21 protein-coding genes and 5 tRNA genes are annotated in these 26,391 nt (G+C 42.2%); 16 read left to right on the forward strand and 10 right to left on the reverse strand.

Features of this window, described 5'->3' with window-relative positions:
* Positions 1–121 precede the first annotated feature (121 nt).
* Positions 122–1,126 (forward strand): FAD:protein FMN transferase, encoded by a 1,005-nt coding sequence (locus Q4600_RS02200; protein ID WP_303518382.1) that lies wholly within the window; start codon positions 122–124, stop codon positions 1,124–1,126.
* Positions 1,127–1,203: 77 nt separating this feature from the next.
* Here Q4600_RS02200 and Q4600_RS02205 read toward each other — a convergent pair whose 3' ends face one another.
* The 4 genes from Q4600_RS02205 to Q4600_RS02220 all read right to left on the reverse strand — a co-directional run bounded on the left by Q4600_RS02205 (position 1,204) and on the right by Q4600_RS02220 (position 8,158).
* Positions 1,204–1,737, reverse strand: coding sequence for a HEPN domain-containing protein (locus tag Q4600_RS02205; RefSeq protein WP_303518384.1), 534 nt, complete (start codon positions 1,735–1,737; stop codon positions 1,204–1,206).
* 1,008 nt (positions 1,738–2,745) lie between these two features.
* Positions 2,746–4,323 carry a general secretion pathway protein GspF gene (locus Q4600_RS02210; protein ID WP_102438942.1) on the reverse strand — a complete coding sequence of 526 codons (1,578 nt, stop codon included), beginning with the start codon at positions 4,321–4,323 and terminating at the stop codon, positions 2,746–2,748.
* A 101-nt stretch (positions 4,324–4,424) separates the two neighbouring features.
* Positions 4,425–6,869 (reverse strand): LamG domain-containing protein, encoded by a 2,445-nt coding sequence (locus Q4600_RS02215; RefSeq protein ID WP_303518386.1) that lies wholly within the window; start codon positions 6,867–6,869, stop codon positions 4,425–4,427.
* A gap of 2 nt (positions 6,870–6,871) precedes the next feature.
* Complete coding sequence (locus Q4600_RS02220) at positions 6,872–8,158, reverse strand: hypothetical protein (protein WP_229370611.1); 1,287 nt, start codon at positions 8,156–8,158, stop codon at positions 6,872–6,874.
* 254 nt (positions 8,159–8,412) lie between these two features.
* On the opposite strand from Q4600_RS02220, the gene Q4600_RS02225 reads away from it, so the two are divergent.
* From Q4600_RS02225 to Q4600_RS02295, 15 genes are all read left to right on the forward strand, one after another.
* Positions 8,413–11,175, forward strand: coding sequence for a hypothetical protein (locus Q4600_RS02225; RefSeq protein WP_303518389.1), 2,763 nt, complete (start codon positions 8,413–8,415; stop codon positions 11,173–11,175).
* A gap of 146 nt (positions 11,176–11,321) precedes the next feature.
* Positions 11,322–12,083 carry an SH3 domain-containing protein gene (locus Q4600_RS02230; RefSeq protein ID WP_248954411.1) on the forward strand — a complete coding sequence of 254 codons (762 nt, stop codon included), beginning with the start codon at positions 11,322–11,324 and terminating at the stop codon, positions 12,081–12,083.
* 65 nt (positions 12,084–12,148) lie between these two features.
* On the forward strand, positions 12,149–12,805 hold the full coding sequence (locus tag Q4600_RS02235) for an outer membrane beta-barrel domain-containing protein (protein ID WP_303524344.1): 657 nt from the start codon (positions 12,149–12,151) through the stop codon (positions 12,803–12,805).
* Between the two features lie 76 nt (positions 12,806–12,881).
* Positions 12,882–13,385: a TlpA disulfide reductase family protein gene (locus Q4600_RS02240; protein ID WP_102528065.1), complete on the forward strand. Its 504-nt coding sequence runs from the start codon at positions 12,882–12,884 to the stop codon at positions 13,383–13,385.
* 25 nt (positions 13,386–13,410) lie between these two features.
* Positions 13,411–13,638: a DUF4266 domain-containing protein gene (locus Q4600_RS02245; RefSeq protein ID WP_368501614.1), complete on the forward strand. Its 228-nt coding sequence runs from the start codon at positions 13,411–13,413 to the stop codon at positions 13,636–13,638.
* Positions 13,583–14,776, forward strand: a complete 1,194-nt coding sequence (locus tag Q4600_RS02250; protein WP_303518395.1) for a DUF3570 domain-containing protein — start codon at positions 13,583–13,585, stop codon at positions 14,774–14,776. The genes Q4600_RS02245 and Q4600_RS02250 overlap by 56 nt, the downstream gene beginning before the upstream one ends.
* A 47-nt stretch (positions 14,777–14,823) precedes the next feature.
* A complete protein-coding gene (locus tag Q4600_RS02255; protein ID WP_303518396.1) occupies positions 14,824–15,477 on the forward strand; it encodes an AraC family transcriptional regulator in 654 nt (217 codons plus the stop codon).
* 5 nt (positions 15,478–15,482) lie between these two features.
* Positions 15,483–17,684 carry a CDC27 family protein gene (locus Q4600_RS02260; protein ID WP_303518400.1) on the forward strand — a complete coding sequence of 734 codons (2,202 nt, stop codon included), beginning with the start codon at positions 15,483–15,485 and terminating at the stop codon, positions 17,682–17,684.
* On the forward strand, positions 17,684–20,941 hold the full coding sequence (locus tag Q4600_RS02265; protein WP_303518403.1) for a tetratricopeptide repeat protein: 3,258 nt from the start codon (positions 17,684–17,686) through the stop codon (positions 20,939–20,941). Before Q4600_RS02260 ends, Q4600_RS02265 begins: the two co-directional genes overlap by 1 nt.
* Positions 20,916–21,821, forward strand: a complete 906-nt coding sequence (locus Q4600_RS02270; protein ID WP_303518405.1) for a tetratricopeptide repeat protein — start codon at positions 20,916–20,918, stop codon at positions 21,819–21,821. The genes Q4600_RS02265 and Q4600_RS02270 overlap by 26 nt, the downstream gene beginning before the upstream one ends.
* Position 21,822: 1 nt before the next feature.
* Positions 21,823–22,161: a hypothetical protein gene (locus Q4600_RS02275; RefSeq protein ID WP_102528069.1), complete on the forward strand. Its 339-nt coding sequence runs from the start codon at positions 21,823–21,825 to the stop codon at positions 22,159–22,161.
* A 123-nt stretch (positions 22,162–22,284) separates the two neighbouring features.
* Complete coding sequence (locus Q4600_RS02280; RefSeq protein WP_102438963.1) at positions 22,285–22,938, forward strand: MotA/TolQ/ExbB proton channel family protein; 654 nt, start codon at positions 22,285–22,287, stop codon at positions 22,936–22,938.
* A gap of 5 nt (positions 22,939–22,943) precedes the next feature.
* Positions 22,944–23,492 (forward strand): biopolymer transporter ExbD, encoded by a 549-nt coding sequence (locus tag Q4600_RS02285; protein WP_102438965.1) that lies wholly within the window; start codon positions 22,944–22,946, stop codon positions 23,490–23,492.
* Positions 23,489–24,019, forward strand: coding sequence for a biopolymer transporter ExbD (locus Q4600_RS02290; RefSeq protein ID WP_229370627.1), 531 nt, complete (start codon positions 23,489–23,491; stop codon positions 24,017–24,019). Before Q4600_RS02285 ends, Q4600_RS02290 begins: the two co-directional genes overlap by 4 nt.
* A 1-nt stretch (position 24,020) precedes the next feature.
* On the forward strand, positions 24,021–25,016 hold the full coding sequence (locus Q4600_RS02295; RefSeq protein WP_303518410.1) for an AgmX/PglI C-terminal domain-containing protein: 996 nt from the start codon (positions 24,021–24,023) through the stop codon (positions 25,014–25,016).
* 102 nt (positions 25,017–25,118) lie between these two features.
* Here the strand turns inward: Q4600_RS02295 and Q4600_RS02300 are convergent, their stop codons facing one another.
* The 6 genes from Q4600_RS02300 to Q4600_RS02325 all read right to left on the reverse strand — a co-directional run bounded on the left by Q4600_RS02300 (position 25,119) and on the right by Q4600_RS02325 (position 26,390).
* Entirely contained in the window at positions 25,119–25,601 is a 483-nt protein-coding gene (locus Q4600_RS02300) for a GNAT family N-acetyltransferase (RefSeq protein WP_229370628.1), read from the reverse strand.
* Between the two features lie 207 nt (positions 25,602–25,808).
* Positions 25,809–25,883: transfer RNA gene (locus Q4600_RS02305), tRNA-Gln, on the reverse strand.
* A 57-nt stretch (positions 25,884–25,940) separates the two neighbouring features.
* A tRNA-Leu gene (locus Q4600_RS02310) sits at positions 25,941–26,025 on the reverse strand.
* A 107-nt stretch (positions 26,026–26,132) separates the two neighbouring features.
* Positions 26,133–26,209: transfer RNA gene (locus tag Q4600_RS02315), tRNA-Met, on the reverse strand.
* A 5-nt stretch (positions 26,210–26,214) separates the two neighbouring features.
* Positions 26,215–26,289, reverse strand: a tRNA-Gln gene (locus Q4600_RS02320).
* A 26-nt stretch (positions 26,290–26,315) separates the two neighbouring features.
* Positions 26,316–26,390 (reverse strand) — tRNA-Gln (locus tag Q4600_RS02325).
* Position 26,391 lies beyond the last annotated feature (1 nt).

The following is a 26,391-nucleotide window of genomic DNA, read 5'->3' on the forward strand; positions in this document are numbered from 1 at the left end:
AGCGCACTCAATCGAGTGCGTTTTTTATTGGCTGTTATTTGGCATAAATCAATCTAGATTAATAACCCATAACTCAGTACCCTATTGGCTATAAAAATAATTCAACAATAAGTCATTATCCATGTTTAAGCCTTTCTCATTAATCTCACTGTGTTTTGTTGGCCTAATCTTATCCACTCAAGCCACTGCGCAGTGGCATCAAAAGAGCTTTGAAGTCATGGGGACCCAAGCTCATGTTGAATTTTGGCTTTCAGAAGCAGATAAGAATACAGGTTTAACTCAACAACAAACTGCAGATAACCTCATCATCGCCGTCGAACAAGAAATGCATCGCATCGACCGATTAATGAGTCCTTATAAAGCAGACAGCGAATTAAGCAAAATCAACCAACTGGCAGGAAAAGAAGCTGTTGTGATTAATCAAGAACTGTTTGATTTGCTGCTTGATTCACACAAGATTGCTGAGCTGACAAACGGCACATTTGATATCACTTACGCCTCAATTGGTTATCAATACGATTACCGCCAAGGACAAAAGCCAGCGAAACCCGAGATAAACCAAGCCCTCGAAGCTATAGATTACCGCGCAGTAACCTTAGACAAATCACAATCTAGTGTTCGTTTTAAAAACCAAGATGTACGGATTGATTTAGGCGGAATAGCTAAAGGACATGCCGTTAAGCAATGCTTAACCATTTTACAAGCTGCAGGTATTAAGCACGCCTTAGTCAGCGCAGGTGGTGATACAGGACTGCTCGGTGACAGACGCGGCCGCCCATGGTTTGTCGGTATTAAGCACCCTAGAGCCGCTGAAAAAACAGCGGTGCAATTACCACTGGCTAACGAGTCAATTTCAACATCAGGTGATTACGAGCGCTACTTCATCGAAGATGGAGTGCGTTATCATCACATCATTAACCCTAAAACCGGCGACTCGGCCAGAAAAGTGGTCAGCGTATCCATCATTGGTAAAAACTCAACTTACGTTGATGCCCTATCAACAGCCGTATTTGTAAAAGGCTTACAAGAAGGCATGGCGCTGATTAACCAATTGCCAGAATACGAAGCGATTATTATTGATAATCAACAAACCTTACATGTATCTAAAGGGTTACAAGAGAATTAGTTGCTTGTTTTTACTAGGAAGCGTGGGGGAGCTTTGAGCTGCCCCACTAATTTTCAGTGAAATAGCATGTTAAAAATCTATACAGATTCTAAAGCCTTATCTGTAATCTCAACAAGTTCAGATATAAACCTAATACACTTATCCAATTCATTTCTTTTTATCAAATCAGGTTTTGTAATATCAATTTGAGAACGGTGTACAGCCTCCCCACGGCGCTTTAACCAAGAGTCTAAAGTTTGTTTTACTTGCTTTGGAGTTTGATAACTATTCCATACCCAGCTCTCAGTAACATTTACACCAAAGAACTCATCAAATATTTCTTTAGTTTTTTGCGAACCGGGATTATGGAACATTTTAAGTTTTGATGAGAACTGACGCTCAAGATAGTTGCCAATATGGCAGCCTTTAAGCGCACCAAATTTACTAGTAAATATCTCTGTTGCAATATCTTCTACATAGGTTTCCCAAGCGGTCACAGTCATTATCAATGCAGCACGTTTTAAGGCTTCAGGCGGTGAAGTATCTATATTGGCGTTGAGTAAGTCATAACATTCTACTAAGTCTTTTGCGTCAGATATTGCAAGTTTAAAGTTGTTTAATGAAATCGACATTTATAAAAAAGCTCCTAGCTAATTAACTCCATAATAATGGACAACAATTTATTAGATAAAATATTTATGAACGAAAATACCCAAGTTTTTAGTCTTAGTTCGCATATCTAATTAGCTGAAAAATTCAACTGAAGAAGAACACGAAATTTTATCCTACTGACTGTTTCTGTACCTTGTGTTAGCAAAGGTATTGATTAATAAGCACTCTATCAGAGTCCTATTGTATAAACGAGCATCAATATTTCGAAGTGTTCAATTGTGATGAAGGTTTATATCATTACTTCATTTACAAAGTTCATTGAGATTGAGATCACGTCGTGGCGCTTCGCCCACACCCGACGAAAGGGAAACAACAGCATTTCCCTTCTCGACATCCCTTGCCGCTCCGACGAAGTGTTGTTCCTCATGCTATAGAGCGAATTAGCTACCGCCTCAGATTCGCCATCCCTGGCTCAACTGAGGCTATGTCGGCGTCCTGCCTCCATCACGCAAATTAGCTCAACGCATTCGGACACTTTCAACGGAGATCATTGTGCCCGCAGGTTCGTTTATTTAGTCTGTGCGATAAATTGAATAGATAGGTTTTAGGTGTTTTTGATCTTCTTTGAATGTTCAATTTGAATTGAGGCAAGTAAGAAAATCGCGTGAGTCCAGACATGGATGTCTGGCTAGCTTTCGAGGGGAAGGGACGCCCCATCGTAAGCGTTAGTGATTTTTGTAGCTTGCCGAAGCGGACTCAAAATGAAGTTTAAAGCTGGATCATTCTCCGTTGGAAATTTTGCTGTTTAAATTTCGCCGGAGCTGTGGGGTGTTCTAAGAGGGAGTCGCAGTCCACTCCCTTTTAGTCTGGTGTGGGCGAAGCGCCACGACTTTGATTCTAGTTTTGGTTTTCAGTTAAAATTAAAAACAAATATAAAAACAAATATAAAAACAAATATAAAAACAAAAAAGCTCAGAGAAAACCTCTGAGCCTTTCAATTTAACCAGCAAAATAAACTTATATTTTAATCAAACTATCGGTTGAAACGCTGTTAGCGAATCTAACATCGCACTGTTCCCCAAACCTTGTCTTGGTGCCACCATATTGAACTGGCCTTGTTCACCATGTAACGCCATGTAGTTAAGCAACACCGTATCCACTAGCAAGTTCACGTTATTTGCCGATGGAGCTGATGCGGTATCCACTGAGGCATCAGAGCGCATAAAGCCGATTTGTTGGTTTTGCGCCATTTGATCGGCACTTGCGCCCATTAATTGTGGCTTACCCGCTGGGTTATACACCAAGAAGAAAGATGCACCTGTAGATGAGTTATCTCCCGTCCATTCGCCCTTGCCTCGTCCTTCCATTGAGTCATCGATGCGGCCATTACTGGCAACAGAGCCATCACTGAATACATACATCATCAAAGGTTGATTGCGACGAGCGGCATATTCCAAACATGCGCCCATACAACGACCTGCGCGTAAATCTCGTAACTCACCAGTGCCACGCTCACCGGTGTGATAGTCAAAACCACCCATAGTGACAGTGCCAGCACCAGAGAATCCATTGACCACCAGCTTCATAATAGAAGCGGTTTTTTGGAACTCTGATTCTGAATCAAATTCATTAATGGTAAAGATACCGCTTGGGCCCACAATGTCAGGATCTAACACAGGGTTAAGCGTCGAAGGATCACCAAAACGATCGGCTAAATCAGCACTTTTCACATAGCCACAATTGACTAAGTCTTTAATCACATCATCACGAGTCACTTGAGTGTTCACCGAAGCCATTTTCTGGGCGCTAATGCGCTGGATACTTTCCATCACCGTTACGGCATCACGTTGAGATAATAAGTTAAACAAATCACCCACATCCACAAGCCCAGTCACATCAGACGGTCGATCGATTTTAGTTGGCCGCATGCTCAAATCGACAAAATTAGCCGCTGCCATTGAGTTGCCACCAGAGTCAGTGCTGCGCGAGCCAATGAGTGGCATCAGCGAGCCGTTAGCACCAGCCGCCGCAATAGCATACATAGGATTATGTGGGTTATTACCCGTATCGTTATCAGAACGACAAGGGATCACCGCACCATTAATCCGTGATGCGGTATCGGCTGACACCTTTTCCAATATGCCACGTAAAAACGCTGAATCAGAGTGGAACGCGAGCCCTAAATCAGTATTAATAAAATCAGACATACCAACATCAGGGTTTGCAATCGATGGCGCCATATCACCGGGCAAACCCAGCTTGTTATAGCCTGCTGTCGACAAGAAATCTTGCTGACCACCTGCGCCACCAACCAGCACATTTGAGCCAGCAATATTGGCGCCGCCGGCTAAATCGAAACTGATAAACGGAATTTTACCCGCCCCTTGTACGCTAATACCGCATGAGTCTCGCAGTGCTTCTAAGTCAGAAGACAACGCAGCATTGGCTTGGTTTGGGTTAGCAAACATGCTCATTAATGATAAACCCGCGACCGCTTGGCCACCTTTTGCCAGGCCCGTTGAGATAAACTCACGGCGAGTCATGGGTTTACGATGATCGGAAAACAATAAAGGACTGTCAGGGTGAAGATGAGTACGTTTAGTCATGTTGAAGTCCTTTTAAACTCTTTTTTGCCGCCGCTTGATTGTCGATATTCAATAATGGAAGCGTCGTAATCTGTGTGGGTATTTTTATCATCATTACGCTCCTATTGAATCAACATCACAGCACTTGCCAACACTGCTGCACATGATGCTTTAGCAATAGTTTGGGTTCGCTCTGCATTACAGTTTGTGCCACACACAGACAAATTACTGACGAGTGAATCCAGCTCGTTATAAACCAAGTTAGCATCTGGCTGACTCGATAAATTCAGCGGCATAAGTTGACCAATTAACGGGTTGAGCAAGTTAGGTCTTTCTGCGCTGCTTAATGCCACGTTTGGCTCTTGCGTGAAGTCAATATCAGGGAACCAAGCGCTGCGTAAGCTATCGTCATCAATGGCGACATCACAATAGGCAATTGCCAGTTGCGTCACACCCATTTGCTGTGCAGAAATAAAGGTATCGATATTTTCGACACTCGGCAGTTGGCTTTTTACTAGCGCATAGGTATCAAACACTTTGGTTGTTTGCTGAGGTACACCAGTTAACTCACTCATTGAGTGGTTAATTTCAGCAAAGTTTCTTAAGCCTATTTGCGCGGTTTCGGTACTTGCTGGTAACTCATCAGGTGTGATTATCACCCCAGGCACAACCACATTTTCATGCTCACCGATTTGCTCAAAAGTGAGGAAAAACTCATCCTGACTGGCACCTTTTTCGAGACCAATAATAGTGCCTAATGCCGACAGCGACATAGGTTCAGCTAACGCCTGACCGCTTTCAATGGCTAAATCTACGTTAGAATAAGCTTGTCCTTGGGCACTTTCTTTACCATTAATCCCGATACGAACTGAACGCATATCAAATGCTTCAGCCACTGGCGTCCCATCGATATTAACCAATGAAGCGCCAGTAAATAAATAGCTGTAATTATCAAATTGGCTGACTTCAAACATCACATAGGTATTGGGTAAATCAATTAAATGACTTACCGAGAACAGCAAGAAAAATTTCTCACCTACACCAACATCATAGTTTTGGCTGATTTGTTCTTGCTCTAGTACGCGGTTATAAATCGCCAACAAACGAATATCACCCTGCCAAACATGTTGGTTTGAAGCCTCTCGTCCTAAAATCAACGCAAAGCTGTCATCCCAAGATGCCAACGGCGCAATATCTTCATCAGCCACTTCAATTAAGTTGCCATTGACGTAAATTTTTCGCCCTTCTGTAGCATTATAAGTTAATACCACATGCTGCAGTGTCGCTTGTAACACTTCATCGGCATCTGGCGTACTTAAGGCTGGTTCGCCATTGGTGCTTGAAGCTTCAGTGCGCAGCATAAAGTCATAGTTATATTGGCTCTGGCCTAATGTGAAGTTACGTGCATCATCACCCGCTGAATAAGTGACGATTCTTGCAGGCCCTTCTTGGGTGACATTATTTGGTGTTACCCAAACTTCAACTGAAAACTCACCAGTTGAGGTGATTAAATCATGGAGTTTCTTACTGTTGGCGGTACTAGCCTGCGCTTTACCATTAGTAAAAGATAAGCCCCAACTGCCGAGCCATTCAACATCACCCGTCAGCGATAAATTCGCTTCTGGCGCGATACCAGAGGTATCGTATGCAGTAGAACCCTCGCCAGTTTTGAACTGGTATAAGGCTATGACATCCGTTTCAAATCGACCACCACTAGAAGCGGTAATACCATCCGTTAAGCGTAGTGATTTAGACACCACCATTTCTGGTGAAATTTCATCGACAGCAATTGCATCACTCATCGCAGTCACTGCAGCAAGCATTTCATTGCTATTCTCTTGGCAATTTGTCCAACAATTATGAAACTCACTGCCTAAACGAACCACTAATCTAGACTGAGATGGCTCATCGATGTTGATGACATTTTTAGCCGATTCGTAAGCTTGAGCTATATCGTTACTGGCAAAGAAAGGTGACTGAGCAAAAGTCGCTCCTTCGTTATGACAATCAACGCAGTACTGACTAACAATGGGGTAAACATGTTGGCTAAATAGCGCACTGTCATCTGGGAAACTTTTGCTTGAACCTGGCTCTCGAATGACTGGCGCAGTTAACTCAATCGTATTGGCGCTACTGACCCGTTCATCTGACCACAATTTGATCCACGAGGTCATGGTTTCACCACAGGCACTATCACTGTCTAACCAACAATTATGGCCACCAGCCACTTTTTCAACTAAGCGAGATGAAGCTGGATCAGTTAAATCAACCAGCGGATTAGTCGCAGCATACGCGTCGTTAACGTCTTCTCGACTGGCAAAATATGGCGCTTGATTACCTTCAGTATGACAGGCTCCACAGCGATTTTGAGTTGAGATATTGTCCCACAATGAGACTTTATATTTTTGAATGTCTTCAGTGGCAGGTGCAGGACCGGTATACACGCCAGAGTCTGGTTCTTGCTGTTGAGGCGGATTACTTTCTACGTCACCGCCGCCACATGCCGTGAGGGTTAAACATAAACTCAGCACCGAGAGGCTAGATAAGGTTTTTTGAGATAATTTCACCGTTACTCTCCCATGCAGTAGTTGCCAACTTCAGCGAATACACGCTTAAGTTGGTATGAGTTTTGTTGAAAAGACTCAGTGGTCGCCGCAATTTGGTTAATATCCTCATTGGACTCTGCATCTCGTAAGCACACGGTTTTAAATACTTTCTTTACTTGGCATTGAGCGAAAGCTTGGCTATTAGCAAACTCCTCACCTAATGACTTAGCACCAAAGCCTTTACCTTCAAGGGTTTCATCCCAGCCAAGCTTTTGGTTAACCCCCTCACGCCAATAGTTATGCCATTCATCATCTTCAGTGACGTAACCGTAAGGGAAACTGGTCGAGTTAATATGGTATTTACCTTGCACTCTGGTGCCTGTATCGGGGTCAACTTGGCCACTTTGGTTGTAAGCAATAGCCCCATTATCACCAACCGGATCGGCTTCAAGGTTAAAATCATATTGATAAAATGCAAACGCTTGAGCTAATGGATCCATGCCACTGTGGCAACCTAAACAGTTATTGATAAATAAGCGACTATCGCCACCAGGGCTGCGGCTAACATCTTGGCGAATTCTATCAGGTGAACGGGTATTATCTTTTAGGGGTTCTAAATCAGTGCACAAATGATTCATTAAGGTAAAACGCACCATGGCTCTGTTTGTACCTAAATAAAAGAATGCTTTGGCAGCCGCTCTACTGGTTAGTACGCCTGCTGTAGCATCACTTGGCAAACCATTTAAGCTAGACTGACTGGTTCGCTCCAAGCCATCTTTTAAATCAATAAACTGATCTTCTAATGATTGGTAATGTTGGTTATTACTGGTGCTATAGGCTGGTAAATTAAGGCTGTTCTTCCCCACATACACCATATCGGCTTGCAGTACCTGCCTGAAATCAACGTCATCTCGTACCGCACCAATTACAGTTGCACTGTAATCATTTAGTGGTGCAAAACTGTCTTGATCGATATTAGTCCAGGGGGTGGCGAACAATTTTAAGGTCGTGGAATAAAAAGCTGGGGTTTCCATTGCTAAATAAGCCGCTTCTATCGGTTTACTATCGCCGAGTAATTGCGCTATATCATTGAGGGTTTGTTCAGATGCGGGAACACCGGCGATACGATCATGTAATTGCTTTGCTTGCTCTAACGTCCCTGCATGAGACAAAGGAGCAAAAACAATTATTGAACCCAGTGTTAATTTATGCAAAAAGGCTCGGGTTTTATTCAGTGTTAATTGCGTTCTTAGCACATTGAATTTATTTGAAAATCGTTGACTTTTCACCGTACAAAGTTGCCTCTTCATACTGTCTCCTTGTCGTTATTTCAGCCAACAAACGCCTTAAGCGGCAGAGTTATAAAAACGCAGACAATGATAAGTATTTCGGGAATCATAAAGCTTGTTGTTTTTATTTTTGTTAACTTTATTTTTTACTTGGCAAAATAATTTTTATTAAAAAGTATTGAAACACTGAGACTAGGCGGCAATAATGTCAAGAGTTATTACATTTTAACTATGTAACGATAGCAATAATAACAATTATATATTAAGGGTAATAAATGAAGCCATTTTTCGGCTTAAAGGGATTAGGCCGTAAAACTTTTGACAATAAAGTTTTACGCTATAAAGCTTTTAGTTATCAAGCATTAATGGCGTTTCTTCTTGTTAGCGGTTGTAACACGGATACCGCGCTTAAGGATGAACAGCCTGATCCTGTTTTAGTTGAATACCCTGTGGTTTACATTCAGCGCGATCTCATTACCCAGCCCAGTGATGACAACCCAGAATCCGCAAGTTTTCAAAGTAGAAACCCAAGCCAATTTAATCCTGGCGCGCAATTATTTGTAAAACGAAATGCGTTTACTGACTCACCCGTTACCAATATCACCACTAAACTTTTTGCCGATTTAATCACTGAAGATCCTGACACTATCCAACGCATAGATATTCGTGATTTATCAGTATCTGATGATGGTCAACAATTTTTAGTCTCTATTCGCGCGCCAGAAATTGCTGATGCCGACGAAGATGAGCAACCTAGTTGGAATATATGGCGTTACCAATTATCAGACCAATCACTGACCCGATTAATAGACAGTGATACAACCGCCGAACAAGGTGATGATTTGATGGCATCCTTTCTCCCTGATGGACGGATTATATTTGCCTCAACCCGCCAGCGCTTATCACGAGCCATTTTACTCGATGAAGGTAAACCGCAATACACCGCTCTCGATGAAAGCCGCGATAACGAAACGTTCAACATCCATTTAATGAACGATGATGGTAGCGGTATTGAGCAACTGACCTTCAATCTTAGTCATGATTTCTACCCACTGGTATTGCAAGATGGTCAAATCCTCTATAGCCGTTGGGATGACATGGGTGGCGACCATGGTATTAACCTCTACAAAATGAATCCAGATGGCACCGAGAATGAATTAATGTTTGGCTGGCATTCTCATCAGATGACTCTCGATGAGCAAGATGAACAAATTGAGTTTGTTAAACCGCAGCAATTACCAAATGGCAATATACTTATGCTGCTGTCATCACAGGATGAAATGAGTTATCAAAAAAGGCCTGTGACAATTAATATCGATGAGTATATTGATAACCAGCAAGCCACTGCGGTATCGGGCGAAACCGACAACACAACTAACAATGCCATAAACGATTTACCGCTCAGTTTTGATTTTAAATTTAACTTCGCAGACGCGCTATCACCTTCTGGGCGCTTAACTCATTTATATCCATTACCTGATAACAGCCAACGTTATTTATTGAGTTGGGATCTTTGTCGGGTTGTTGTTGAAGAACAAATCCGTGCATGTGGTCAATTAACTGATGAACAGTTACTGGATCAAACCTTAGCACTTGCCGATCCCTTATATGAACTTTGGCTACTTAACGATGCCGACGGTACTCAGCAGTTAGTCGCCAATAGCGAAGAAGGTAAAGTGATTACTGAAGCGTTAGTGATGCAGCCGTCATCGCAACCTAAAGCCTTTATCGCCAACCAAGTGATTGGTAATGAACTTGATCCACAGTTGCACGAAGAACTCGCTGCGGCAATTCACATTCGCAGCGTATATGATTTTGATGGTCAAGACAGCAGTAGTAATCAAGGCGGTATTAGTCGATTAAGCGATCCTTCATTAACCCCAGCCAGTGAATTACCAGCACGCTTTTTAAAAGTCGTTCGCGGCGTACCTATGCCACCTGATGAAGTTCGAGATATTGCCAATACCGATTTTGGCCGCAGCCGAAATCAATTAATGCGCGAAGTTATTGGCTACACCCCAATTCAGCCAGACGGTTCAGTAAAAATTAAAGTCCCAGCAAATGTACCATTGGCCATCAGTGTCTTAGATAGCAACGGCCAGCGCATTGGTGGTCGCCACAGCCAATGGATAAGTTTACAAGCGGGTGAAACCCTGCAATGTATGGGTTGTCACACGGCTAACAGCCAATTACCTCATGGCCGTTATGATGCCCAAGCAGACAGCATTAACACAGGGGCGATTGGTGGCTCTGCATACCCTAATGCCAGCAGCAATATTATTCCAATACAAGGTCAAACTATGGCGCAGGCCGATGCTATGGTCAATGGCATTGCAGAGCTATCGGCGAGCCTACGTTACGATGATATTTGGACTAATCCAGCTATCTCAGCGCTAAACCCGAGTATGAATCTGAGTTATGAAAACTTAACAACCCCAGCACCAAATGGCAGTGAATGTTTTAATAATTGGACCCCATATTGCCGCATTCAAATCAACTATGAAGAACATATTCAGCCCCTTTGGGATTTACCTCGTTTAGCCATAGACGAAGACACCTTAGAGGTCCTTGCAGATAACACTTGCACCGTGTGCCATAGCAATGTTGATGATAATAGCCTTGCCCAGGTGCCAGCTGGTCAGCTTGAATTGATTGCAGCTCCATCAATAGATCAAATCGCTCACCTGACGAGTTATCGTGAGTTATTTTTTAATGATGTCGAACAAGAAGAAGTGGATGGAATCGTTATCGACAAACTAGTCGAAGTGCTAGATGCCGATGGTAACGTGGTTTATCAACTGGATGCCGATGGTGAATTGATACTCGATGCCGAAGGTAATCCAATTCCTGTATTAACCACAGTGAATGTACCAGCAATTATCTCGACGAATGGTGCCAGAGCCAGTAGCAGGTTTTTTAATACCATGAATGATGAAACCCATCAAAATATGCTGACAGCCGACGAACTTAAATTATTAAGCGAATGGATAGATATTGGGGCCCAGTATTACAACACCCCTTTTTACGCTCAAGATTAGTCGAAAAGACTTTTGATAACTGCCGCCTTAATAAGAGCAACCTTAGTAAGAGATGGCTTGATAAGAAAAACCTTGATAACAACAAAGTTGAAAGCCAAATAAAAACAACAATAAACAAGGACTGATGATGTTACAAAAAGGAAGCTATGTTTAATTTCGCCTGCCCATTCAAATTCATGTTGGCAGGTACATTACTCTGTTTAACGTTATTGAACTCCAATCTTGCTCACGCTGAATCCTCGGCGGCGCAGTTAACCATTGATGTTCCCTTTGTTGAGCTTCACTCAGGCCCAAGTGCTGGCTATCCCGTCGTGCATGTTGTCGAGCAACATGAACAGGTCAGTGTACTACTCAAACGAACATCTTGGCTCAAAGTCCGTGATAAGCGTGGCATTGAAGGTTGGTTTCATGAAGATGACTTACGCGGACTCAGTCAACATGGTGAAGCGGTTAACCAGCATGTCATTGGCACTGAAGCCTTTATGCAAAGAGACTGGGAAGCGGGCGTAATGTATGGCGACCTTGAAGGCGCTAACTTTTATAACGTCCACTTAGGCTATGTTTTCACCCCTGTTTTTAGTGCTGAAATATCTGCAGGTAAAGCCTTAGGTAGCATTTCTGATAGTGACTTATTTGAAGCCATGCTTTACAGCCATCCTTTTCCTGAATTTACCTTGGTCCCTTACATTGGCATAGGTGGCGGCATTATCAACACTAAGCCTCACAGTGTTATCGCGGATTCTGAATCACGTCAAAGCACCTTAATGAGTGCAGCGGCTGGGGTTAAATACCATCTCGCACGTAACTTTATCTTACGCGCAGAATATAAACTCTCGTTGGCCTTAACCGACAGAGATGAAAATGAACAACTTCAATCTTGGAAAGTCGGCTTTAGCGTCTTTTTCTAATGGGCATGGGAATAATGAAGGCAATGATGAAAACAGCGATAACAACAAAAATAAGCATTAATACCATGGTAAAAAACGCAATTAAATCTTGTTTAACACTAAGTATCGTCACTTTAGGCATGGGCTATAGCGCCATTGCACTTTCAGCTGAAACTAGCCAATCAAATACCGTCGGAGTTAAAGCCGATGTTGAGCGCCGCGAAGTACTCGATGATGTATTGGATACCGAAAATTTCGAGGTCGGTATTCAAGGTGGCTTGATGTCAATTGAGGACTTTGAAAATAGCCCTTGGATTAGTGCACATCTGGGGTATCACATCAGTGAACACTTTTATGTCAAAGCCAGATATGCAGTCGCCGAAGGCGGATATACCAGTTTTGAAAAGCTTGCTAACACCGCACCTTTACTGACAGATGAAGAGCGCGAAATGACCTACTACGGTCTCAATATTGGTTATAACCTTCTACCTGGTGAAATATTTTTCAGTGAAGATTTAGTCTTTAACAGTGTGTTCTCCTTTGAAGTCGGTGGTGGTAACACTGAGTTTGCCGGTGATGAACAATTTACGGTGAACTTAACCGCTAACTACCGTGTTTTTCTCAATGACTGGGTTGCATGGGATCTGGCGATGAGTGACTACATCTTTGACACTCAAATAACAGGCTCATCAAAAACGACGCACAATTTAACCTTTTCTACTGGTATTGCTGTTTATTTTTAATCTATAGCCGTTGGTCACAACCTAGCTCGAAAAAGAGTTAAACAAAAATTAAATAATAAGAAATAAAGGATTATCAATGATGTTATTTAAGCGTGGGTTCATTGCCCTGTTTACCCTATTTACTTTAAGTGTATCGATTCAAGCCAATGCGTTATCAGAAGGCGATATGGCACCAGATTTCACCTTAAAAAATATGCAAGGTGAGAACCTTAAACTCTCTGAGCAGCGCGGCAATATCATCCTGATTAACTTCTGGGCATCTTGGTGTGGACCTTGTAGAAAAGAGATGCCTGTACTGCAAAAGCTTGAAGACAAATATCGAGATTTAGGCGTTGCCGTTTGGGGCGTCAATGTTGAGCAAGAAAACCAAGCAGGTAAAGACTTTCTAGCCGACCTTAATTTAAGTTTTGACATCTTTTTTGACGAAACAAACAGCCTATCTGAGACCTACGATGTAAAAGCCATGCCAACGACTGTGATTGTCGATCGCGACGGCAAAGTGCGATATGTGTTCTTAGGTTATCAAGACGGTTACGAGAAAAAATACGCCGCTGCGATTAAAAAGCTGATCAGAGAGTAACCCTATGATGAATCCAATCAAAAAAATGCTCATCCTCATAACGGCCCTGTCGTCACTATTGATACTATCGGGCTGCTCAAGTTTAGACATAGAACCTTGGGTAAAACCTTATGAACGCCAAAACCTTGCCGATCCTATTATGCGATTTGGTAGGCATCCCATTGCTAATATGCACGTAGCGCATGTATTGGAGGCCCGTGAGTCTGCTCGCGGAGCAGAAGGAACTGGAGGCGGTGGCTGTGGTTGTAACTAAGATGCTCAAGTGCTTATTAAAGACAGCCACAACAGGATTAATTATCTGCTCGCCACTCAGCCTAGCAGCAGTGCTAGAGCCTGATCGCGCTGATGTGCTTTATCACAGCTATGAAGGCGGCGGGATGAAAATTGACGGTCCTTCGGTATTGCTTCGAAAAAAGACCTCAGAATCATTGGCGTTTACTGGCTACTACTACCTCGATAGCATTTCTTCGGCCTCTGTAGATGTGCTCAGTACAGCAAGTCCATATAGCGAAAAGCGCCATGAAGGCCAAGTCGGGGTAGAATACCTCAACGATAAGACCTTAATGACCTTTAATGCCCGCCAGAGTGATGAAGACGATTACCTCGCACAATCCTTTAGCGTTAATGTATCTCAAGATACCTTTGGTGATTTAACCAACTTAAGTCTTGGTGTGTCATATGGTGATAATGAAATACGCCGCAATGGCGATGACCAATTTGAAGAACAAAGCCAGCAGTACCGTATTCGCGCAGGCATAAGTCAAATTTTAACTCGCAACTTAACCGCGCAACTTAACTTTGAAGCCATTGCTGACGAAGGTTACCTCAATAACCCATACCGTACGGTACGCTACATAGATACAACTAACCCATCCGGTGTTGGCTATCAGTCTGAAATCTATCCTGAGACTCGTAACTCATTTTCAACCAAATTATCGGCAAGCTACTTTCTGCCCTATCGCGCGGCGTTATTTTTTCATTATCGCTACTTCAACGACAGCTGGGAAATTGATGCTAATGATGTCGAACTCGGATACCGCCACCCTATTGGTGACTTCTTAGAACTTGAATTTAAAGTGCGTTACTACCAGCAAACTCAAGCTGAATTTTATAGTGACTTATTCCCTTATCAAGATGCACAAAACTACCTAGCCCGCGATAAAGAGTTAAGTGACTTTAATGACTTAACCTTAGGTCTAGGTGTCACTTATTTAATGCCTGAAAGCTTATCTTTTGGAGATACTCGCTCAGAAGCCAGTATTCAATGGGACTACATCACCTTCGACTACAACAACTTTAGAGATCCCACTGCTGATGGTGGCGTAGGTAACGAACCGTTTTACAATTTTTCCGCTAACGTCATCCGCGCTTTTTATAGCGTTTACTTTTAATCATTTTGCGTAATGTTAGCGATTTAGCCCATTTTCAAGGTAGAAATATGAACAACACAGAACAAGGTACTGGACAAGGTACAGCGCAGGGTAACACTGTTAAGTCATCTACAAATTTTAAAATATGGCTCACTTTGGGGCTATTTATAGCCATTTTCTGGAGCGCGATGCAGCCAAGTTCCGCGTTAGCCAACGCGGATAATGACGCGAGTGCTAATGCAATTACTAATGGTAATGGTAGCGCTGATAGTCAGAGTCAGGTAGCAAGCGAGCTTGAAAATATTAAAAGCCAAGTCATTAAATTAAATCGTGATTTATTCATTCTTGAAGAAGACTTATTGTTCCCCGCAAGCACTCAAATAGCTGTATTTGTGTCAGTGGATATTGGACGTTTTTTTACCCTAGACAGTGTCGAGCTAAAAATTAATCAGCAAAATGTAGCCGGTTTTTTATATACCCAACGCCAACGTCGTGCACTGGAAAAAGGCGGCATTCAAAAAGTCTATATGGGCAATTTGAAAATGGGACAGCATCAGCTTACCGCTATTTTTACCGGTGTTGATGCAGAAGGTCGCACCGTACAAAGAGCAGTGACTCATCAATTTGAAAAGACAGATGAAACCGTGATGGTGGAATTGAAACTTGAAGATAATGAATCCAGTTATCGTGCAGATGTGAAAGTTGAAGAGTGGGTTTTATAACGGTTATGCCAGTTAATATTAACCAAACTTTCCGTGACTTTAGCCGCTATGCAGTAGCAACGCCTCAGCTAAAAGCAATAATACTGCTTATCGTTAGCGGCTGTTTTTCAACTGCAGCTATCAGTGCTGATATGCCCACTGATGTCTCAACTGATGAGCTAAATAAGCAACCAATTGAAGTTGCTCATTCAACGGCTGCAACTAATGTCACCCTTGCTCAGCAAGCTAACCTGCGCAATAAACTTTATCGCCAAGCCTTATACTTTTATTTTGAAGGTGATTACAACGCCGCATTAAGCCAAGTTAGCCTAAACAGACAGCGCTTTGATGCTGATACCGCAAAAAGCCATTTGTTTGAAGCTGGCTTACAGGTATCCATCGGTTTACATCATCAAGCTACAGAGACGTTGGCCACGTTCGAGCAAGCATTAATTCAACAACAAGCAGACGATAAGTTGGCAGGTATTGAGCCACCAACCGAAGATAAGCAAGGTAATCAAACCGCCACCTCTGCTGATGAGCTAAAGCTTATCGCGCTGCTACAGTTGTCAGAACAACAAATAGAGCAAGGTAAACACAGTGCTGCCCAGCAAACTATCGCTTACATCACTCAACTGCCTGCTTCATATGCTGAGCAATATCAGATCCTACACCAATTGGCATATTGGCCTGCATCTGTAACTCCTTCAGCGAAAATACTTGATGAATCAGCCGCAGGACCAAACCAAGCAGATACTGAATTAACTGCAAAGTCATCATTATCTGCTTACGTCATGCTTAACCAAGCACTGCAATTGATGCAAGCAAAGGATTATCAACGCGCAGAAACACTGCTGTTACGAATTAAAAACATAAACTTAGCAGCAACTGAAACGAATTTTTGGCAAAGCTTATTTACCGAAAAGAGTCCACAACAACGAGCTCAAGTTTCTAGTAAAAATGTTAATAAAGAAATCACTGACACAAGCATAATGACAGCTGATGAATTGAAGGCAGACAAACAAATCCAGCAGCAAGCCATTAATGATTATGCTCAATTATTGTTAGCCCAAATGTATGTTAAACAAGGTCTATACCAAGCAGCATTCGATCAATTACAAGATTTTCCTGAGCACAGTCCTTACACTGAGTCTGCACTATTTCTATTTGCCTTTTCAGCTCAGCAGGTCAAGCAATATGACACTTCACTGGCATTGCTTGATTTATTAAAACGTGACTATCAATACTCTCAGCTCGGTTGGCAATCAGCATTACTCATTTCTGCTCAAATTAAACAGCAAAACACGCTTTCTGAGAGCCTGTATAGCTATCAACAAGCCGAGCAACTCTATGTTGAACAATTAGCTGACTTAGCACGCTTTCATACTGATATTAAGCAAACCGAATTAACGCCATTATTGTTAAACAGTAATGTAAGCGCTCAAACGGGAGCTAATAGTCAATGGCTGCAAAAAGCCTTAGAAAATCCAGAGCTGAAACACGATATCGATACCTTATCTGAGTTATCACTGTTAACGAGCAATATTGACCGTCAGCAGCAAAAAAATGCCTGGATAAAAGAGAGCTTAACACTCAATAAACAGCGTCAAGATCGCATCATCGAACAACAAAGCCAAACCCAGTATCCTGAATTGGTTCAGCAGTTAACCAATCAAAAACAGCTGTTAGCACAAAAGATTACTGAGGCTGAGGCACAAGAAAACGCGGATATTTTTGCCAATGACGCCGAGCAAGCATGGCTTAAACGCGTCAATGAAAGTGAAAACGTTACCAAGGCTATTAGTGGTCAGCGGAGCACTGAAGAGTATCAACAAAGACTAAGCCGCGTTAAAGCTGTCCTTAACTGGGAGTTACAACAGCAATTTCCTCAAAGGTTATGGCAACATAAAAAATTACTTAAACAAGTCGACCAACAACTCGTACTGGTGAGTCAGCAGCAACAACGCTTTGCTCAGTTAGCCAATTCTCAGCAACAAACCACTGCGTTTGAGCAGCGCCAAGCTCAAGCAGAAACGAGACTGGTTACAACAACTCAAAATATCGCAGCACTTGAAGCCTCAACCAAAGCTCAAATTCAACAAAAAATCTCAGTCTTTGTTTCTGAGCAACAAATTCAGCTTGAACAGTTATTACTGGCCTCTCGCCATGAAATGGCGGCTGTATTAGAGCAAATGTCCCAACCTGTTATAAATGGGGAGGAATTATAATGACCCCATCAAAACCAACGCTATCTCTACTCGTTAGCTGCATGATCATTGCTGGCGTCAGCGGTTGTAAAAGCACCCTAGATACTCAAGCTAATAACAATCCCAAAAGAGCGACATTAACTGATTTAGCCAAACAACAACCCCAAGTTTCATTGGACTCACTTGCTCTGACAAAAGCGCAGCGAAGCCAAAAACTTGCGCAAATTTATCAGCAATTACTGACATTAGAACCCAACCCAGAAGTCAGAACACACGTTGAATATCGTCTGGTTCAAATTAAGACTGAAAATCTTGAAGAGCAAATGTTTGGTGAGCTTGAAACCACAGTTCTTGATGAAGATACGCGGGTTAACCCGTTAGCTGCAGAGCAAAAAGCTTTGCAACAGTTCAAGCAAAACGATCAACAACTAGCAAAATTAATCGCTGAGTATCAAACACTATTACAGCGCTACCCTAATCGCGCTGATAACGAGCATCTGCAGTATCAACTGGCAAAAGCGCTAGATTTACAAGGCCAGCTAGATGAAAGCTTAATCGAGATGGAATCGTTATTATCCCGCTACCCTAACACTCAATATTTGGCAGAGCTTAACTTTAGGCGTGGCGAAATCTATTACAACTTGCAAGATTACCCTGCTGCGATAAGCGCTTATAAACAGGTTCAATCAGCTGATAACAATGATAAATATTTACTCAACAGCATTTATATGTCTGGCTGGTCACTGTTTAAACTGAATCGCTTACCTGAGGCTGACAGTACCTTTTTATCCGTGTTCGATACGATTTTAGCTAACCATAAACCAAAGCAAAATGAGTTAACCGCAACTGATTTCAGCTTTGCCAGTTTGAGCAGCCGCGAGCAAAACCTAGCAATTGATGCGCAGCGAGTGTTAAGTATTTCACTCAGTCAGCAGCAACAATCCGTGTCCTTAGTTGCGCTGGTGACATCAAAACAAGACACGCGTTACTTACCTATTTATCAACATGTTCTATTTGATAACTTAGCAAAATTCTTACTGAAACAAGAGCTGCAACATGATGCAGAGCTGACCTATCAAGCCTATATCGATTTGGCACAAGATAACATTTGGTCTGCTCGTTACTCATTGGCTTTACTTGAGCTTTATCAGCGCCAAGGTAAGTTTGCTTCAATGCATAAACTCAAAAATGATTATATTAACCAATACGGGTTAAATAGCACTTTTTGGAGTCAAGCAAGTGCAAAGCATCAACAAGAGTTACTACCTCATTTACTGGCATTTAGTGATGAGCATAGCCGCAGAGTTTACGCCAACGCGCAAAATCAGCCTGCAGGCATTGGCCGAGTAAGCGCTTTTAAAGCGGCAGCAAATGCATTAAGTACCTACTTACAACTCGCAAAACTGCCACAGGCAAGCAGCTTACTCAGCAAAGATATTCACACTGATGAATACCTGTTTGCTGATGCTAATTTTGAAGCCAAGCAATTTAGACAAGCACTTAACAGTTATAAAACTATCGCTTATGGTGAAATCAGTTCTATTGATGAATCGGTTCAAGCAGACCAGCCAAACCAACAAGCTGATCACTTAAGCCAAGCAAATAAGCAGCTAAACCAAGAGCAGATAGCCCTCAAAAAGCAGGCGGCTTATGCAACCACAATCACAATTCGAGAAATCCTAACACCGCTGCAAAATCAAGCTAATGCAAATTTGGATAGCACTCAGGTAGTTCTCCAAGAGAGAGTCGCCTTAGATAAACAGTTTATCGCCAGCTACCCAGATGATAAACGCGCTCTAGAGCTTGCAACTCACGGCGCCCAATATTCATTTGCATCGAAAAACTACCTGGATTTAGCCCAGTTCAGCGAATTTGTTTTAGTGACTCACGGTGTCATTAATCAACCCTCTGAGAAAAGTGCAGAACAAATAGCGGTAGTAGCGCGGCAAACACCTGATGAATTAGCCAGTGTACAAAAACCTCAGGCTTATATTGCCCTCGATAAATCAAGTGTTATCAACCCAGTACAGCACGGTAAACAGCTGCCTAAAACTCAATTAAAACAAGTACAACTTGTGACTCAGTTATATGCTCACGGGTTATATCAGCAAAGCCAATACGCCCTTGCTGAGCAATCTTATAATCTGGCGTTAAAATATTTAAGTGTCAGTCAAACACCGACAGCGCAGCAAGCGACATCACGAGTTGAAATGCGCGATTTATTAGCATCAAGCATTTACTTCCAAGCACAGGCTAACAAGAACGACAATCCGCAACTTGCTGTTGTCGATTTATTACGGATTAGCAAAGCTGTGCCTGAATCAAAATATGCAGTCAGTGGCGAGTTTGAAGCAGCGAATATCTTGCTTTCGCAACAGCAATGGCAACAAGCCATTACGGTATTGGTGCCATTTCAAAAACGTTACCCTAAACATCAATTCAGTGCATCAATCCCAGCAAAACTTGCTCAGTCATATGAAGCATTAGAACAATGGGAATTGGCTGCTGAGCAACTGTTGATTATTGTTGCCAATGAACCCAAAGGAGCGCTAAAGCGCGAGGCGCAATATACTGCTGCGGAGTACTACCTCAAAGCAGGCGAAACCGAAAAAGCCCGCTTAACCTATCGAACATACGCTAAAGATTACCCTGAGCCTTTTGATGTAGCACAAGAAGTACGCCTTAAAATGAGCGAGTTTTATCAAGTTTCTAACGAGCCCAATAAGGAATATTACTGGTATCGCCAGATATTAACCTTCCACGCCAAGCAGCAAGCTAAAGCGAATACCTTTGCTGGGCGAGAAATTGAAATTGCCTCTATTGCAGCTTCTGAATTAGCCCAAGCACACCAGCAAACATTTATCGCGATTAAGCTAACCGCGCCATTAAATAAAACCTTGAAGCGTAAACAAGACGCGATGAAACAAGCTATTGGTTATTACCAGCAAGTGTTGGACTTTCAACGAGCACAATATGTGCCGCAAGCGACCTTTAACTTAGCTGAAATGTATCGCCAGTTAGCGGCTGATGTTATGGACTCTGAGCGCCCTAGTGACCTAAATGAATTAGCGCTGGAAGAGTACGAAATATTGCTTGAAGAGCTCGCCTATCCATTTGAGGAAAAGGCTATTGAAATTCATATCAGTAACACTGAGCGAGCTTGGCAAGGTATATATGACCAATGGATTAGCAAAAGCTTCGCAACCTTAACTGAGCTGTCACCTGCGTTATATAACAAACAGGAGGTGACACATGATGTCGTTGAATCAATTCACTAAACCTTTAAGTAAGAGAGTAAACAGGCGAGTGAACAATAAAGTGAATAATAAAGCGAATAATAAAGTGAATAACACACTTTCCTCAGCTCATGTCACCATCAAGTTATTACTAGGTTTCAGCCTAATGATCTTGTCTGCATGCTCAACGATGACGAATGATCAAGCGAGTGAAAACGCCGAAGCTAACGGTATTGATGCCCTAGATAGCAGTATGGTGGATATGGTCAACACAGATGATGGCAATGCTAGCTCTGTGGCAAATGGCTCTGTAGGGAACAGCTCGAACAAGCAAACGGCAACTAATGGCGCTTTAAATGACTTAACAGCCAACAATTACAACTTATATGCTGAGCAAGCACAGCAACGTTTAGCCAATGTACCTAGAACGGTGTTAACTCAGTATCAAGATGCGCTTGCTCTAATGAAACAACAGCAATTTGATCAAGCTGATGCATTATTTGATCAGGTACTCTTGGCGCAGCCAACCCTATCAGGTGCATTAGTAAACAAAGCCTTAATCGCCATTAATAAAAGTGACTTTAGTCAGGCTGAATCTTTGTTAAATCAAGCCATTGCCGTTAACGATAAAAACCCTTACGCCTTTCAGTTGAAGGCCCTTGTAGCAAGAAAGCAAGGTCAATTTGAACAGGCAGAAAAAGATTATTTAACCGCATTATCTATTTGGCCTAATTATCCAGAAGCACAAGTTAACCTCGCTATTTTGCTCGAGCTATACCGAGGAAAACTATTGGATTCGAGACGTTATTATCAATCCTATTTATTGCTAAAACCTGATGATGTTCAAGCCCAGCGATGGTTGGCTGGCGTTGAAATAAAAATTCAGCGAGCTGGGCTCAATTTGCAACAAGGAGAAGGATAAGATGGTTAGTTCATTAACCCCGATGACAACATACCGTGTTAACGCAGTTGTTATTGCTGTTATGACACTCTTGCTGCTATCAGTCATTAGCATGGGTGAGCTTAATGCCGCTGAAACCGTCAGCACAGCAAACAAACCCGTATTAATTGAAAGTAAAGTGACCGGCACGCAAGAGCAACCCAAAGTGCTTTACATCATGCCTTGGCAAGGCATAACCAACCCTGTAGCAATACAAGATAACAATATGCAAATCATCTTGCCGCAATTCAAACCGATTAACCCTAAAAAGTTCCAACAAGAGGTACGTGATTTCAGTGTGAATACTTCATCAAAACAATAAAGGGTGTATTCACCAAGATAAAAGTTTAACCCGAAGCAGTAACAAAAAAGCAGTAACAAAAAATAACTACATTTAGGACGAGTCAAAAACAACTTCGTTCGACTCTATAAAAAGGAAAATATCATGAGTTTTACCGACCATATCATTGCATTTTTACAAAATGGTGGCCCGTTCATTTACCCTATCGCCCTAGTATTAGTCGTCGGTTTGGCCATCACTATCGAACGCTGGTTATATCTCAGTTCAGCTCATCGCACTAACCAAAAAGCATTCTCGTTAATCAAAGAAGCACTTAAAAGCGGTGATGTCGCGACAATCAGTCAACATGCGCAAAATAATAAAGCCCCAGTATTTGATGTTTTGCAATCTGGTATCGTCAGAATTTCACAAGCTAATCGCCGTGAAGATGTGGAATACGCCATGGAAGAAACCATCATGGAGTACATGTTGAGACTTGAAAAGCGCACGCCATTTATTGCTACCTTAGCCAATATTGCTACTCTACTTGGTCTACTGGGTACCATTATGGGGCTGATTGCCGCGTTCTCTGCGGTAGCCAGTGCAGATCCAGCTGAAAAAGCTAACCTGCTGTCTTCCAGTATTTCTGTTGCAATGAACACCACTGCATTTGGTCTTATTACCGCTATTCCGCTAATTCTATTTCACTCAACACTGCAAACTAAAACTGCGACTATTGTTGATTCAATTGAAATGGCTGGCATTAAATTACTTAATTCACTGTCATTTTCTAAGCAAGCGGATTCGGACCGAGGCTAATAATTATGAGACGCCGTCGTCGCCCTAATACCGAAGATGCAGAACTCGATATCACTTCATTTATGAATTTGATGATCGTGCTCGTACCTGTGTTATTACTGAGTTTGGTATTTTCACAAGTACGGATACTAAATCTGCAATTACCTGTTATGTCAGAGTCTCAACAAGCTGAAGATGATCAAGAACCCAAAGTATTGGAACTGGTCATTACTCAGCAAAGTCTTGAGCTCAACTACCCTGCGGGCATATTACTTAAACGTTTTGAAACAACAGAACAAGGTTATGATTTCAAGGCTTTGTCTGTGTACTTACAAGACCTTAAACTGACTTTTCAACAACAAGAAATCGATAAAAATGACATAGTGCTTTTGCTTGAATCTGATATCGATTATCAGACCATTGTGACTGCAATGGATACCGTGCGCTCATACAAAGCAGTGGTTGCGGCTAACCTAGTCGATGCTGAACTGTTTCCGCTTATCTCATTAGGCGATGCACCTGAAGAATCACTTGCTGAAACACAAGTAAGTGAAACCACAGGAGGCAAATCATGAAGCAATCACCCAGAGCTAAACGACTTGCTAAGCACCATAAGCGCTTTAAATCAGGTGGCAAACTTAACTTAGTTGCCTTGATGGATATCTTTACGATTTTGGTATTCTTCTTGATTGTGAATCAATCTGAAGTACGCGTTCTACAAAATATCGAAAAGATAAAGTTACCTGTCTCTATTGCTGAAGAACTGCCAGTTGAAAACCTGGTTATCACAGTACTTGAAGATACAGTGCTTATCCAAGAGCGAGCTGTTTGGCAAAATAGTGCTGATAAGCCTAACTTCAGTGAACAAGAAAACCTTGAGTTTATCGAAGCGATGACTACTGAGCTTACATACCAAGCGAGTAAACGTACTGAGTTAACAGAGTCAGAACAGGAAAAAGGCCGTGCCGTCACCATTATTGGCGATAGCAGCACACCTTATATGGCGTTAAAGCAAATTATGGCTGCTTGTGCTGAAACGGGATATAGAAATATGTCATTAGCCGTTGAGCGCCAAGCCAGTAAAACGGCTGAGGAGGGTTAGCATGACAGCAGCAAGCTTATCCCATTCGTTTAATGGCAGTAGCCCAAATGGTAATAGCTTTAACGACATAGGTGATTTATTTAAGCCCAGTAAACAAGATAGGTTATTTAAACAGATCTTAGTGTTACTACTGGTGATTTACGCTGTGTTCGGCATCGGTGTGCCTTTACTTGAGCAAGTTGAAGTGCCAAGAGAAGTTAAAGAGCAATTACCCCCGCAGTTAGCGAAAATAATGCTTAAAGAAAAACAACTTCCAGTGCCTGAAAAGCCAGAGGTTATTCCTGAGCCTGAGCCAGAACTTGAAAAAGAACCGGAAAAGGTTGAAGAGAAACCTGTCGATAAACCTGTTGAAAAACCAATAGTACAGCCGACAATGACCCGTGAGGCCGCAAAAGAAAAAGCACAAACTTCAGGGCTAGCAGCCATGAAAGATGAGCTTTTTTCAATGCGTGAAGCGTTTGATATCAAACCGGCATCTCAAAGTGCCCTTGAACAAACGCAGGCGCAAGAAGTGAAAGTCAAACGTAAGATGTTAGCAGCTTCGGCCAATACACAAACTGAGAGTTTAACCACCTCTACCGTCAATCAAACCGTTGCGTCAGATGCTTTAAGCACTAAAAACACCCAACAAATTAGGTTGGCAGAAGAGGAAGTGTTAGCTACTCAAGGGGCTATTGCCGAGGAAGAGCAACTGGCTTCTGCGGGAAGCCAACGTTCAGAGGCAGCATTACGCCGCACACTTGAGGCGAACAAAGCACGTTTATATGCCTTGTATAATCGAGCTCTGCGTAAAGACCCTTTCCTCAAAGGTAAAGTCATGTTTGAGATTGAGATCCTGCCTAATGGCAGCATTAGTCGGGTTGATATTCAATCAAGCCAGCTTAACAATGCCAAATTAGAGCGCCAACTAAAGGTTGTGTTACGTTCAATCACCTTCCCTGCAGAAGATGTTGCAACAATGACAACCATTTGGGCGATCGACTTCTTACCCAGCTAGACAGAAGTAAGCGATAAATGATTAATTAATTTTTATCAGTTAACAATACGGCCAATTGGCCGTATTTTTTTTATTTGCTTAAGACTTAAAAAGTAAAACTGATTAAAGCACTTGTTTCATGATCTTAGCATCAGGGCCATAACTTGCGTTAGCCGCCTGCTCATGATCAATCTCAAAGCCCATTTTTTGCCAAAAAGGGACTGAGCCTTGTATTGCCACAAGTTGTATTTGTGAGTAATTGTATTGCTTAGCAATTAATTTTAACTGCTCAACCATTTGCTTACCGACTCCAGAGCCTTTTAATAGAGCAGATACCGCTAAATCATGTAGAAACAACTGACTACCCTCCTTTTTCTCAGAAAGTGTCTGATAGAGCTTAGGAGGCGTTTTATTAGCCCAAACATGAGCCAATAGATAAGCCATGACCTTTTGCTCTTCATTTTGATAGACAAAACAGCAGTGAGCAGAATGCTGCCATTTATCCCGAAGGACTTCGAGCGGCTCTGGTTCAATATCCACATACACTTGCGATTGGAGTTTATAGATTTCAGGCCACATTGACTCAGTAATTGGATTGATTGGCATTTCGGGCAGACTCTGAATGTAATAATTTAGAAAGTAATAATTTGGAACGTAATAATTTGGAACCTATAACTTATCCATCATACAAAAATAATCATAAGGCTCAATCGATAAGTGATAATGAATAAATATGAGAAGATAAATCATAAATTTTAGGCAACAAAAAGCCCGTCATAAGACGGGCTCTTGCTTTAACCGTGAGGCTAAATTTGGCTGGGATACCAGGATTCGAACCTGGGGATGCCGAGATCAAAACCCGGTGCCTTACCACTTGGCGATATCCCAAAATTTGGATATGTATAACTTAATCTAGGAAGATGTACATATTGAAGAAAAATTTGATGGTACGGGAAGAGAGACTTGAACTCTCACACCTTACGGCACCAGAACCTAAATCTGGCGTGTCTACCAATTCCACCACTCCCGCATCAAATTTTTACCAGAATAAACTCATTTACATCATGAGTAAACACTGTTTCTTGCTCTTTCTAACTCAGTAGTAAAAGGGTAACCCTCTATTCTACCGTTTAAATATGGTAGCAATGGCGGGACTTGAACCTGCGACCCCAGCATTATGAGTGCTGTGCTCTAACCAGCTGAGCTACATTGCCGAAGATGGCTGGGATACCAGGATTCGAACCTGGGGATGCCGAGATCAAAACCCGGTGCCTTACCACTTGGCGATATCCCAATAATCTTTTACTACTTACTTTAAAATGGCTGGGATACCAGGATTCGAACCTGGGGATGCCGAGATCAAAACCCGGTGCCTTACCACTTGGCGATATCCCAA

Source organism: Shewanella sp. 2_MG-2023 (assembly GCF_030548905.1).
Lineage (GTDB): Bacteria > Pseudomonadota > Gammaproteobacteria > Enterobacterales > Shewanellaceae > Shewanella > Shewanella electrodiphila.